The organism is Terrimonas alba, assembly GCF_042434975.1.
GTDB lineage: Bacteria > Bacteroidota > Bacteroidia > Chitinophagales > Chitinophagaceae > Terrimonas_B > Terrimonas_B alba.
The window spans coordinates 304,541-316,653 of record NZ_JBHMQM010000001.1 but is presented as its reverse complement, the minus strand read 5'-3'; the positions used below and the strand labels follow the sequence as shown (position 1 = coordinate 316,653).

The 12,113-nt window shown below is 41.5% G+C and carries 13 protein-coding genes; 10 read left to right on the top strand and 3 right to left on the bottom strand.

What is annotated here, in order from left to right:
• The first annotated feature begins 5 nt into the window (after window positions 1-5).
• On the top strand, window positions 6-440 hold the full coding sequence (locus ACFEL9_RS01525) for a response regulator (RefSeq protein ID WP_385885507.1): 435 nt from the start codon (window positions 6-8) through the stop codon (window positions 438-440).
• A gap of 21 nt (window positions 441-461) precedes the next feature.
• Here ACFEL9_RS01525 and ACFEL9_RS01520 read toward each other — a convergent pair whose 3' ends face one another.
• A complete protein-coding gene (locus ACFEL9_RS01520) occupies window positions 462-803 on the bottom strand; it encodes a response regulator (RefSeq protein WP_385885506.1) in 342 nt (113 codons plus the stop codon).
• Between the two features lie 24 nt (window positions 804-827).
• Here ACFEL9_RS01520 and ACFEL9_RS01515 point away from each other — a divergent pair, with 24 nt between their 5' ends.
• The 9 genes from ACFEL9_RS01515 (at window position 828) to ACFEL9_RS01475 (ending at window position 10,579) form a co-directional block, all read left to right on the top strand.
• Window positions 828-1,940 carry a sensor histidine kinase gene (locus ACFEL9_RS01515; RefSeq protein WP_385885504.1) on the top strand — a complete coding sequence of 371 codons (1,113 nt, stop codon included), beginning with the start codon at window positions 828-830 and terminating at the stop codon, window positions 1,938-1,940.
• 8 nt (window positions 1,941-1,948) lie between these two features.
• On the top strand, window positions 1,949-3,403 hold the full coding sequence (locus ACFEL9_RS01510; RefSeq protein WP_385885502.1) for a hybrid sensor histidine kinase/response regulator: 1,455 nt from the start codon (window positions 1,949-1,951) through the stop codon (window positions 3,401-3,403).
• A gap of 399 nt (window positions 3,404-3,802) precedes the next feature.
• Window positions 3,803-4,552, top strand: a complete 750-nt coding sequence (locus ACFEL9_RS01505; protein WP_385885500.1) for a murein L,D-transpeptidase catalytic domain family protein — start codon at window positions 3,803-3,805, stop codon at window positions 4,550-4,552.
• Window positions 4,553-4,691: 139 nt separating this feature from the next.
• Window positions 4,692-5,663, top strand: coding sequence for an acetyl-CoA carboxylase carboxyltransferase subunit alpha (locus ACFEL9_RS01500; protein ID WP_385885498.1), 972 nt, complete (start codon window positions 4,692-4,694; stop codon window positions 5,661-5,663).
• A 152-nt stretch (window positions 5,664-5,815) separates the two neighbouring features.
• Window positions 5,816-6,706 (top strand): 4-hydroxy-tetrahydrodipicolinate synthase, encoded by an 891-nt coding sequence (dapA, locus tag ACFEL9_RS01495; protein ID WP_385885496.1) that lies wholly within the window; start codon window positions 5,816-5,818, stop codon window positions 6,704-6,706.
• Window positions 6,707-6,765: 59 nt separating this feature from the next.
• Window positions 6,766-7,923 (top strand): alpha/beta hydrolase-fold protein, encoded by a 1,158-nt coding sequence (locus tag ACFEL9_RS01490; protein WP_385885494.1) that lies wholly within the window; start codon window positions 6,766-6,768, stop codon window positions 7,921-7,923.
• 622 nt (window positions 7,924-8,545) lie between these two features.
• Entirely contained in the window at window positions 8,546-9,664 is a 1,119-nt protein-coding gene (locus ACFEL9_RS01485; RefSeq protein WP_385885492.1) for a C1 family peptidase, read from the top strand.
• A gap of 12 nt (window positions 9,665-9,676) precedes the next feature.
• Entirely contained in the window at window positions 9,677-10,093 is a 417-nt protein-coding gene (locus ACFEL9_RS01480; RefSeq protein WP_385885490.1) for a hypothetical protein, read from the top strand.
• Between the two features lie 174 nt (window positions 10,094-10,267).
• Window positions 10,268-10,579 (top strand): protease inhibitor I42 family protein, encoded by a 312-nt coding sequence (locus ACFEL9_RS01475; RefSeq protein WP_385885488.1) that lies wholly within the window; start codon window positions 10,268-10,270, stop codon window positions 10,577-10,579.
• A gap of 66 nt (window positions 10,580-10,645) precedes the next feature.
• Here ACFEL9_RS01475 and ACFEL9_RS01470 read toward each other — a convergent pair whose 3' ends face one another.
• Window positions 10,646-11,548 (bottom strand): ribonuclease Z, encoded by a 903-nt coding sequence (locus ACFEL9_RS01470; protein ID WP_385885486.1) that lies wholly within the window; start codon window positions 11,546-11,548, stop codon window positions 10,646-10,648.
• A 105-nt stretch (window positions 11,549-11,653) separates the two neighbouring features.
• Complete coding sequence (locus ACFEL9_RS01465) at window positions 11,654-12,037, bottom strand: STAS domain-containing protein (protein ID WP_385885484.1); 384 nt, start codon at window positions 12,035-12,037, stop codon at window positions 11,654-11,656.
• Window positions 12,038-12,113: the final 76 nt, after the last annotated feature.

The following is a 12,113-nucleotide window of genomic DNA, read 5'->3' as shown; positions in this document are numbered from 1 at the left end:
AAACTGTGCCATTAACTCCACCTGATCAAAAAGCCATTGCCCCCGATTTGTTCCCTAAATTTATCCTGCTTGGTGAGGATGATATCGACGATGAAGATCTGCTGAAAGAAATTTTTTCAGACATCGATAACAGCATAGCACTTCAGTTCATTAATACCGGTCGCAAAGTGCTGTCCACTTTGGAAGCTATGTCTTCCCGCCATTTACCTTCACTGATTGTATTGGATTATAATATGCCCGAGCTAAATGGCGCGGAAATATTGAAAATATTAAAAGATAACCCGCGATACGATCATATTCCGAAAGTGATTTGGAGTACGTCGGGGTCGGATGTTTACAAAAAAAGATGTCTTGAATTGGGAGCAAAGGAATATGTTATCAAACCTTCGAGCATAAACGATCTGACGGCGACTGTCCTGCGATTGGTTGCTTTATGCTAATATATGCTAAAGACGGCCTGGTTAAAAAGTACTGTTCAATAGCTTCATCGAAATTGGTTTTTCCCAAACTGTAACCTGCGGTGAATTCGGAAAAAAATCACCTCTTTGATGATAGGCACTGGCAAGGTAAACCCGCAAGTGTGGATTTTTTTCTACGATTGCGTCCACATGTGTCCAGCCTTGCCCATCAGGCAAATTGTTATCCAAAAGAAGTATATCCGGTTGAGCATCTTCAATTAATTGTAAACCTTCTTTCAACGTGTAAGCTGAAATTGTTTCATAATTCTTTCTTTTAAAATAGTTTTCCATGATACGGCAGTAATCTACCTCATCGTCAATAATTAAAACTTTTAACTTTAACATTCCATCGGTTTAAAAATAAAAATAATGAGCACAACAGAATCTATTGAGCGCAACAAAGATTCGTATTCAGATGCATTTTTTTTATTTGATACTAAAAATAAAAAAATATTATTCTCAAGTGTGCCTGGTCCACTTTTTTTTGAATCATCTTCACTTGATCTAAATCATGATTTCGCGGCTATATTCGATTCCTCCGATTATACGGAAAATATAAAAAAACAATGGGAAGCATGTCTTGGCTTAAAAGAAAATCAGTCGCATAGTTTTTCTTTTAATAAAACAGATAGCACCCCAGGCTCACCTACATATACTATCAATGCCCAGGGAATAAAACTTCCTGTTTTTTCAGACTCACTCCTTCTGTTTATTCATGGGAAAAAATCAGCTGCACAAAATGGTGACGCCTCTTCCGGTAATTCGTCCCGCAATCATCAAAAAGATTATGCCGAATTTATTGATTTAGCTGCTCATGACCTGGATGCGCCATTGCGAAAGCTTTCCGTGCTTATTGATCGTGTTGTTGATAAGATTGGCGGTTCAGCAGATTTGCAGGGACATATAACCCGCATTCAAGCTTGTTTATCGGACATGCGTGCAATGCTTGATAGCCTTTCGACCTATGCAGGTATTGATGCAGATGATTCGGAAATGCATGCCTGCGACCTCTACAAAATTGCTGGTGAGGTTAAAGGAGAATTAAAGCAGATCATTGCGGAAAAAAATGCGTCAGTTAACATCAATTCACTTCCCATAGTTATTGGTAACAGGGAGCAATTAAAGCTATTGCTGAAGGCCTTGCTGGAAAATTCCCTTCGTTATTGTAACAAAGAAGTGGAACCGGTGGTGGAAGTGAATACAGAAATGCTGAGCAAGGAGGAAAAGCAGCGATACAAATCATTATCGGCAAAAGATTTCTTTAAGATCACCATTCGGGATAATGGTATCGGTTTTGCTCATGAAGATGCTGAGAAAATCTTTCGGCCTTTTGTCAGGCTAAATGGTAAATCGGAATATCCCGGTAGCGGAATGGGATTGGCGATCTGCAGAAAAATAGCCGAAAAACATAACGGCATCATATATGCAGAGGGACATGAAAACAATGGGGCAAGTTTTACTTTAATTTTACCACAAACCTAAGAGGGAATATGCTTACAGGCCGCAAGATCAGAATTGCAGTTATTGATGACGACGAAGATGACTATTTCATCATTGCTGATTACATACAAAATATTGCAAAGGATAAGTTTATTATTGATTGGTGCAATAATTATGACGAGGCAGTTACGAAAATTAAAACCGGCCAGTATGATATTTACTTTGTCGACTACCGCTTAGGAACCCATACAGGACTGGAGCTTTTACAAGAGACAGCTGGTAAGAAGCTCGACAATCCTGTCGTTTTATTAACAGGTAAGGGTAACCGTGATATTGACATTAAAGCCATGCAGGGAGGCGCTACTGATTACCTGGTCAAATCGGAACTTAATTCAGAAAAGCTGGAACGCTGCATTCGGTATTCGCTTGATCGTGCCGCCGACCTCAAAGAATTAAAAACAAGGGAGAATAAATACCGGGCACTCTTTGAAAATTCAAAAGACGCAGTGTTTATCGGTAATGATCACCTGGAGTTAAAAGAGGCTAACCATGCAGCCACACTTTTGTTCGCTGCCAGCGGCGAAGAATTGGCCAATTGTGATTTATTTTCTTTTATCCGTGATGACTCGCAAAAAAAATTGGTGCAGGTTTTTTTTGAAAAGAATCAGGATATAAACGACCTCGAATTGGAGATCGTTAATAAAAAAGGTGAAGTAAAGCCATGTCTTCTTTCTCTGTCATTTATTGGAGATGGCGAGAACAAAAAAATTGTGCATGCCGTATTGCATGATATCACAGCAATAAAGCGGGCTGAGTTGGCCAACCTGCATGCACAAAAACTGGCTTCGAATGAGCGCCTGATGCGGACCCTGGCACATGAAATAAGAAATCCATTAAATAACATCGGGCTTTCGCTTGATCAATTCATGATTCCTGAAGAAGATGAGGACGAAGAGGAACGTCATCAGAACCTGGTGGATATTATGCAAAGAAATTGTGTACGCATCAACCACATCATTACGGAGTTGCTTGATCTTACCCGGCCATTGGAGATGGCATTTAAAAGATACTCCCTGCAGCATTTACTCGACGAGAGTATCAATTATGCGGCAGACCGGATCAACTTGCAAAAAATTACCTTACAGAGATATTTCCCCAACAGCCCACTGGTAATAGCCGCTAATGAATCAAAACTTGTTTTAGCCTTTACCAATATTATGATCAATGCCATTGAAGCAATGGAAAAAGGCAAGGGGGAACTAACCGTTAAACTTGTCGAGACACCGGACAGTTATGTGGTGACTATCTGCGATAATGGCAAGGGAATTCCGGAGGAATATTTGCCTAAGTTATTTGAACCGTTCTTTACGTTAAAGAAGAATGGGATGGGCCTGGGATTGGCAACTTCTTATACAATCCTTCAATCGCACAAAGCCAAGGTGCATGTGGAAAGCAAACTAAACCAGGGAACCTGTTTTATCATCACATTTAAGAGAGAAGATTAGCTAATTGGGATGGTTTGGAGACGCATAAATTCCACACTTTTTTAGGACCGATTGTAAATAACGGATTGTTGAGTAATTAAATACACACTTTATTTCGATTTCCCGTTTAAAAATATTGGTATTGCTTTTGCAACCTCTTTATTAGATTTTCATAGGATATTGGATTTTAAAAACAGGGGAGGATTTCCATCCACCCCTTTCTTTTTTATGGTTTCTGTTTTCTGGCACTACTGTGACAATCTTCAAATTTCTTTCCTTTTACTATCTCTGCAAACATTATTGTACTGATTTATAGTTACCTGGGATGTGAGTTTCAGAAATGTTAATTGGGTAAAAAATGCCCCAAAAGGCATGATTTTGGTGCACTACGGCTGATTTTAAATAACGACTTTATCAGCTATGAATAGAAACCTGAAATCTTTTTATCTCATTTTATCATCATTGTTTATCAGTCTTTTACATTTACCGTTTGCCTTTGGTAAATCGGCGACAGAAAGACGTGTGAAAGAGAAAAATGCCGTATTGGCATCAATTAATGCAGGCAATCATAAGTCTGTTTACGACAGTTTAAAGCTGGATCTGGCTGGTCTCAGCCGTCAGGCATTTGATTTTGCTAAAAGCGGGTGGGAAAAACTCAAAGACCAGGGAAGGTTGCTCAACCAATCTGTTATTGCGATCGTCGATTTCAGTCAGCCAAGCAGTCAAAAAAGGTTGTATGTGCTGGATATGAACAACTATAAAGTGCTTTACAATACACTGGTAGCACATGGAAGAAATTCGGGCAAAAAAACAGCTACTTATTTTTCAAATAGAACTTCATCTTATAAAAGCAGCCCGGGATTCTACATCACCGGCGATACATACAATGGAAGTAATGGCTATTCTTTGCGACTGGACGGAATTGAAAAAGGAATAAATGACAATGCCCTTTCTAGAGCTATCGTCATACATGGAGCTAATTATGTAAATGAATCTTACATTGCTTCCCGTGGTTATATTGGAAGAAGCCAGGGCTGCCCGGCCATACCGCTGAAAAATGCAAAGGCTATCATCAACACATTAAAAAATGGGGCTTGTTTATATATCTACGCTCCCGATCAAAAATATCTTTCTCGCTCCTCCATGCTGGCTGATACCGTGAACGGATAAAACCAGCCATATACAGACAAACGTTTTTTTTAAATGTTCAGGTAATTCACCACTACCTGAACATCTTGTTTTTGGGTATTTCAATACCGTCCAATTCATTATTATATAATCCTTAATTTAGCCGCTCATTTTACTGACTATGCCAACGAATGCCAACAGACAGTTTTTGGATTTTGAAAAACCCGTAAAGGATCTGATCGAAGAAATTGAAAATGCGAAACACAGGCAGGAGAAAACAAAGATTGATATGAGCGATTTGATCCAGCGTTTGGATCAGAATATTTTGGAAAAAAGAAAGGCCATTACGGAAAATCTCAGCAGTTGGCAAAGAGTGCAGTTGAGCCGTCATCCGGACAGACCTTATACGATGAAATACATCGAAAAGATGACGACGAATTTTGTGGAATTGTTTGGTGACAGGAATGTCAAGGATGACAAGGCAATGGTTGGCGGTTTTGCATCGCTGGAGGGTGAAACGGTAATGATTATAGGCCAGCAAAAAGGCATCAACACAAAAATGCGCCAGTTAAGAAACTTCGGTATGGCTAATCCCGAGGGCTATCGAAAGGCGCTGAGATTGATGAAGCTGGCTGAAAAATTTAATAAACCTATTATCACGCTGATTGATACACCCGGCGCTTTTCCCGGCCTGGAAGCTGAGGAGAGAGGTCAGGGTGAAGCCATTGCCAGGAATATTTATGAAATGATCCGGTTAAAAGTTCCTGTCATTTGTGTTATCATAGGCGAAGGTGCAAGTGGTGGCGCATTAGGGATTGGCGTGGGAGACAAGGTATTCATGATGGAGAACACCTGGTACACGGTAATTAGCCCCGAAAGCTGCTCTTCTATCTTGTGGCGAAGCTGGGAAAATAAGGAAATTGCTGCTGAACAACTCCGGCTGACTGCCGATAAAATGCTGGGTTTTGGGCTCATTGATGGCATTATACCGGAGCCAATTGGTGGTGCGCATTGGGATTATGATGAATCAGCAAAAATTCTTCGCGGTTACCTCATACCTGTGTTAAAGGAATTAAAGCAAAAATCCCCCGAACAAAGAGTGAATGACCGGATTGAGAAGTTTGGTAAGATGGGATTCTGGGATGAAGTGTAGGGTGGTGAGCGAAGCCGAACCATTGTTTTTCATGGCATCTTCGTTGCAGTTTACCCTGAGCTTGTCGAAGGGCTCCTTTCATCGTTCTGTTCATTATTCAACAAAACAAATTTTCTAAATAGTAGTCTTAAATCTTCAATTTTTAATTTAAAATGTCACTCAGAAAGAAATTCACCGGAACAGGTATTGCTATCGTTACACCCTTCAATGCAGATGGAACAATCGATTGGGATAGCTTCAGGAAGCTGATAGAATACTGGATTGCAGGCAAGGTGGAGTACCTGGTGGTGTTGGGTACAACGGGTGAAAGTGCAACCGTGCATGGAGAAGAGAAGCAGCAGGTGTTTTCTTTCGTGAACCAGGTAAATGCCGGACGGCTCCCATTGGTAGCAGGTATCGGTAGCTATGATACAGGTGAAGTGCTGAAACATTTTAAATCATTTGATCTCAAAGGATATGATGCTATACTTTCTGTAGGTCCTTACTACAACAGGCCCAACCAGGAAGGGATATTTCAGCATTATAAATTATTGAATGATCATGCGCCGCTTCCCATCATGCTGTACAATGTGCCTTCACGTACCGGCCAAAACATTACAGCAGAAACCCAGTTGCGCATTGCTCACCAGTGCAAGAATATTTTCGCTACCAAGGAGGCAAGTGGAAACTTTGACCAGGTGATGCAGATCATAAAATACAAGCCCACTGACTTTATGGTGATCAGTGGTGATGACGGCATTACGCTACCAATGATTGCATTAGGAGCTGAAGGCGTTACCTCTGTTGTTGCCAACGCTTATCCAAAGGGTTTTTCAACGATGGTTCGTCTTTGCCTTGACGGAAAATTTGCCGAAGCAAGAGAACTTCATTACCGTTATACAGATATTATCAATTCTATGTTTGCAGAAGGAAGTCCCAGCGGCGTAAAGGCTTATTTAGGGGAAATAGGACTTTGTCAAAATACTTTCCGGCAACCGGTATGGCCGGTGAGTGCGGCTCATCATGCAAAAATCAAAGAATTAATGAAGGGCAGTGACCTGTAATAATTTCTCCGGTCCATAGAGGAGAACTGCCTATTTTAAATTTCAACGACTCTGCACGTATGAATAGGATTGCCTTTGCTATTCCCGGAATGTTCTTAACCGCTGCGGCTATGGCACAACATACAGTTCAGTTGCAGATAAAAGCTTTGCCCGAATTTCATCCTTCCAGCAGCAGTATTTATGTTGCCGGTTCATTCAATGGCTGGAATCCACAGGACGAAGGCTATAAATTTAAAAGGGATGATAAAGGAACTTACTACCTCGCCTTGAAACTGGATAAGGGCTCATATGAGTATAAACTTACCCGTGGTGGGTGGAGCAAGGTAGAATGCAAAAAAGCAGGTGCAGGAATAGAAAACCGGTTATTAAAAGTGGAAGAAAATACACACATAAAGTTAGAAATTGAAGAATGGGCTGATCGTTTTCCAGCTGTTCCAAAGAAAAGTACGGCTAGCAAAAATGTACAGGTAATTGATACCGCATTTTTAATACCTCAACTCAAGCGTACAAGAAGGATTTGGATCTATCTGCCCGGGTGTTACAATAGCTGTTCGAAACGCTTCCCGGTTATTTATATGCAGGATGGACAAAATGTTTTTGATGATGCTACTTCTTATAGCGGAGAATGGGGGGTGGATGAATACCTTGATTCGCCAGGCATGAGTGCCAACGAGTGCATTGTTGTAGCTATTGATAATGGCACCAGTCGAGTGAACGAATATTCTCCCTATGATTTTAATCTTGATGGATTGGGGACACTTAGTACTTCAAATAAAGGAGAAGGTAACGCCTACGTTGATTTTATCGTCAGGACATTAAAGCCATTCATTGATAAAAATTATCGAACCGTAAAAAACAAAGCCAACACTGCTATTGCTGGTAGTTCGATGGGTGGCTTGATCTCGCTGTATGCGGTGCTTAAGTATCCACGGATTTTTGGGGCGGCCGGTGTATTCTCTCCGGCATTTTGGGTAGCGCCAGCAATCTTTGATGATATCAAAGCAAAAGGCAAAAAGGTTAATTCCAAAATCTATTTTTTTGCAGGCAAGTTGGAAGGGGAAAGGATGGTGCCCGACATGCTGAAGGCCTATGAAGCGATGAGCAAAGTATCGAAGTCAAAAATACGGGCAGTCATCCGTGATGATGGTAAACATAATGAAGCAACCTGGCGAAAAGAATTCCCATTATTTTATAAATGGATTAATACCGGGAATTGAAATTTTAATAAAACGCGGAATATGCCGATCGTAAATTAACGGTGTTCAATCCGTAATTTCTGCTGCAAAAATTTTGCGTAGAAAATCTTCCGAAAATAATGTCTCAAACTATTGTTTGGGTTTGTTTCTACATTACCTTTAACGTCCGATTCTAAAAATTACTTCAATCAGGATTTGTCTTCAAACAGGATAATTCACCTCCGGGATTAGCATTCTTTCTCCAACTATCAAAGCTCAATTAGTATCTGGTTCTGATTTCGTACAAAATACCCTATGCTTTAAAAGCTCTGGTTATGTAATGGCGGAACCCTTTGAGGCTTTTGTATATCTGCATGGATTTAATTGATTCTTTATATTCTAATTGGCAAAATGATTTGTATTGAGTTGCTCTAAGGTCTGTTCAACACTCCACCTGCAGTATGACCTTCAGAAGTAAATCACTTGTGTAAAATCTACTTATGCATACGCCTCCGGGGTTATTTTTTCAGATGTCGGACCAACCTATTATATCCGGCCTGGTTAGTTGTTGTCGTCGTATGCAGAACAGCGACATTAAATAAAAAAGTATGCAGCAGGGACGCCGAAAACTGAACAGAGTAGGCAAACATTAAACCTCAATCGTATGGCTAAACAAGAATTTCAAACCGTAAAAGATGCCATTGCCCATGAAGGTCATACCTGGCATGCATCGCCCACTTTTCTGGCCAACCTGTCGGAAGAGGAAGGAAAAAAATACCTGGGTTATACACCCGGAGGGGATGAACTCTCATTAGAAGCAAGGGAAAAAACGGCCGTTGATCAGTATGCAGCTTATTTGTCCACAAGCCCTGATACCAGTGCCTTTGCTGCGCCTGCTGCAATTGACTGGAGGAATATCAATGGTCAGAATTTTGTTACGCCGGTAAAAAATCAGGGTGGATGCGGCTCCTGCGTTGCGTTTGGGGCCATTGCCGCCGTTGAAAGCAAAGTAAAAATTTTGCGTGGCGCCGGTTACGCCATCGATTTATCTGAGGCGCATCTTTTCTATTGCATAGCCCGGGCGCAGGGCAGAACATGCGGTGGCAGTTCCGGCGGTTGGTGGCCCGAACCATCCCAAGTTGGCTTCCGTGATATTGGCGTTTGTGATGAAGCTTGTTACCCTTATACTGCAGGCGATCAAAACTGCACCAACCGTTGTTCCGATTGGCAAAACAGGATCATAAGGACAACAGGCTATACTAAAGTTGGTGGCGTACAGGCCACCAGGGATTGGGTTTCTTCTCAAGGGCCCGTTCAGGCATGCTTCACCGTCTATAGCGATTTTTATTATTACTATTCAAGCGGAGTTTACCGCAAAACTGCTAATGCTACAGTGATTGGCGGCCACTGCGTAACGATTGTTGGCTATGACGACAATTTGCAATGCTGGATTTGTAAAAATAGCTGGGGTACCGCTTGGGGCGAATCGGGCTACTTTAGAATTGGCTATGGCCAGGCTGGTATCGATGCAGAATCATTTGGTATCAATGGCATCCTGAATACACGCTGGATACGTGGAAAAAAAGTGGTCGGCTTGTGGGCCAATGCACAGGAAAGAAATGCCTGGGCCTACCTGAGCGATGAAGGATGGCAAAAAATAAGCAACAACAATGATGATGGGTTCATCAATTCCGTTCGTCAATTGACTGCGGCAAAAGCCACCAATGCCAGTGTGGATGTGCATGTTGACAATGGTCTTATCGACACTATTTATGTATTTTAAAAAATCATTAAAATGAGTAGAAAAATGAAATCACCCGAAAAAATACCACCTGCCGGTTCAGCCTTTGCTAATGGAAACACAGGTGCAAATGCCCCCACTGTCAATGTGCAGCAGCAAGCTGCCGCTTATACAACACTTGTTACTTCTGCCAATGCTCCACAGCTCGCCCCTCCTGAAATGGAAGAAGGAGTGACAGCTGCAGAAGCCGCCGTATGGAATTCAGATAAAAGGGTAAATGCTTTGTATACTACTTTGCATGCCCGTAATTCCTGGATGAGTATAGCCGGCGTTGGATGGAAGAAATTGACTACAGCCAATGATTCAGCTTGTGAGGCAATGACACAATTGGCCGCTCACTGCAGGGAAAAAAACTGCAGGATTGATTTCTCCGAGGAAAACGGTGTTATCACTGAAATGTATGTGTGGTAAACATGAATTTACCGGGAGCTGTGAAGGGTTTAAAAAGTTCCAGGAGTTCAAGAGGTTTCAGAAGTTGAATGTTCCATTCTATTGAACCTCTGAAACTTTTCAAACCGCTTAAAACCTCTCTATAATCGGCTCCCGGTAAATTTTAAAATTTTAAACGGGTTTAAAACACTTCATATGCATCATAAAGTTTTTGCCGGTAGCAATACGAACATCGCAGTGCATAAAGGGGACACTATCGAGATTCAACTGGAGGAGACTCCAACTGCCGGTTATTCCTGGGAGATCGACAATATGGATACCAATATATTTGAACTGCAGTCAAGCGACTACAAGTTGTATAACGAAGGGGGGATCGGAGGTGGTGGGTTACGTACCATGATCTTCCTGGTGGATGGACAAGGTAATGGCAGGATCAAATTAAAAAATTCACAACGGTGGAGTGGGGACATTTACCAGAAATTTGAGGTGAATGTGCATGCTGATTGACGGGTTTAAAAGTTTAATAGGTTTCAAGAACACAACCTCTGAAACTTTTTGAACTTCTGAAACTCCTTAAACTCTGTAAGTTACTCCTTCAAGTGCCAAATCTGTGTTTGGGAAAACTTCCCTTGCTTCCTGTTCAAACTCTTCGAGAGTGTCGTATTTGCTGCTGAAGTGGCCAATTAACAGTTTTCTGTTGCCTGCTTTTTGAGCGATCATTGCAGCCTGGCGGGTAGTGGAGTGAAATCGCAGTTCCGCCCTGTCACGGAAATTATCCAGGTACGTAGTTTCATGATAGATCATATCGACATCTTTGATATGGGCTATCATGTCCTCATTATATTTTGTATCCGCACAAAAAGCATACGATTTTCCCCTGGGGGCTGCCTCAGTAAGCCATTCATTTTTAATAATTTCACCCACACTGGAAACAAAGTCCTCACCGTTTTTCAATCGTTCATAAAAATGTAAGGGAATATTGTTTTCCCTGACAGCTTCGAGAATCAACCGGCGGGGTTTCTTTTTTTCCGCAAACACAAAGCCGTAGCATTCTATACGATGATTGGTTCGAAAACATTTTACCGAAAACTTATCATTGTCAATCAAAACGCCTTCATTCCTGATCGTATGAAAGTGCAGATCGAAACAGAGGGTGGTGTCGGCTACTTTTAATTGCAGTTCGATTAATTGTTGAAGCGGCGCGGGTCCGATAATGTGCAACTCCTGCTGGCGGCCCAATAAGCTGAACGAATTAATAAGACCGATAAGTCCAAAATAATGATCGCCGTGGAGATGAGAGATAAAAATATGCGAAATACGGCTGCGGCGGATCTTGTAATTGATCATTTGTATCTGCGTGCCTTCCCCGCAGTCCACCAAAAAGCTAAAGGCATCCAGTGTGACTACCTGGCTGGTCGGATGCCGGTCAAATGCCGGTACGGCTGAGTTATTTCCAAGGATGGTTACAGCGAGCATGTTCTAAAAATACGAACAATGAGTTTTGTGACAAAAGATAGTGAGTGCGGCAAGATTTTAACAGCGATGAAAACTGACCGGCACTTAAAAAGGTGAATCGTTGAGTTACAGTCCCTCTTCGTCATCCATCAGCTCCCGTTCGATATCTTCCATCTGAACGATGTCCCAGGCTTCGCTTTCAGTCGGAGTAACATTCATCAGCTCTAAAAGTTCATTTTTGTCCAAAAAATCTTCGACGCTTTTTTGTAGTTCGCAGATCACAAAAGATGCATTACTTTCATAGAAGCTTTGTTGTATGGAAACAAGCTTTTCGGCTGCAACCTTATCCACAGTTTGGATGTTTTTAAGATTGAGTACAATGTTTTTAACGTCATTTTGCAGGTAAGGAAGTAGACATGCCCCCAGTTCCTCTGTCATAGTAGCAGAAAGGGAGTCGCCCGGCAGCGTGATGGCATGAAATCTTTCTTTGGTATCTATTTTGACCTTCATACAACTAAGTTTATCAACAATCCGTTTATAATTACGGAGAACTTGATACCAAATATATTTGTTAATATTGTAACAC

What these genes read in the sequence shown, in the direction of transcription:
- ACFEL9_RS01520 (WP_385885506.1), bottom strand. Translation starts at nt 803, where the DNA reads ATGTTAAAGTTAAAAGTTTTAATTATTGACGATGAGGTAGATTACTGC.
- ACFEL9_RS01515 (WP_385885504.1), top strand. Translation starts at nt 828, where the DNA reads ATGAGCACAACAGAATCTATTGAGCGCAACAAAGATTCGTATTCAGAT.
- ACFEL9_RS01510 (WP_385885502.1), top strand. Translation starts at nt 1,949, where the DNA reads ATGCTTACAGGCCGCAAGATCAGAATTGCAGTTATTGATGACGACGAA.
- ACFEL9_RS01505 (WP_385885500.1), top strand. Translation starts at nt 3,803, where the DNA reads ATGAATAGAAACCTGAAATCTTTTTATCTCATTTTATCATCATTGTTT.
- ACFEL9_RS01500 (WP_385885498.1), top strand. Translation starts at nt 4,692, where the DNA reads ATGCCAACGAATGCCAACAGACAGTTTTTGGATTTTGAAAAACCCGTA.
- dapA (WP_385885496.1), top strand. Translation starts at nt 5,816, where the DNA reads ATGTCACTCAGAAAGAAATTCACCGGAACAGGTATTGCTATCGTTACA.
- ACFEL9_RS01490 (WP_385885494.1), top strand. Translation starts at nt 6,766, where the DNA reads ATGAATAGGATTGCCTTTGCTATTCCCGGAATGTTCTTAACCGCTGCG.
- ACFEL9_RS01485 (WP_385885492.1), top strand. Translation starts at nt 8,546, where the DNA reads ATGGCTAAACAAGAATTTCAAACCGTAAAAGATGCCATTGCCCATGAA.
- ACFEL9_RS01480 (WP_385885490.1), top strand. Translation starts at nt 9,677, where the DNA reads ATGAGTAGAAAAATGAAATCACCCGAAAAAATACCACCTGCCGGTTCA.
- ACFEL9_RS01475 (WP_385885488.1), top strand. Translation starts at nt 10,268, where the DNA reads ATGCATCATAAAGTTTTTGCCGGTAGCAATACGAACATCGCAGTGCAT.
- ACFEL9_RS01470 (WP_385885486.1), bottom strand. Translation starts at nt 11,548, where the DNA reads ATGCTCGCTGTAACCATCCTTGGAAATAACTCAGCCGTACCGGCATTT.
- ACFEL9_RS01465 (WP_385885484.1), bottom strand. Translation starts at nt 12,037, where the DNA reads ATGAAGGTCAAAATAGATACCAAAGAAAGATTTCATGCCATCACGCTG.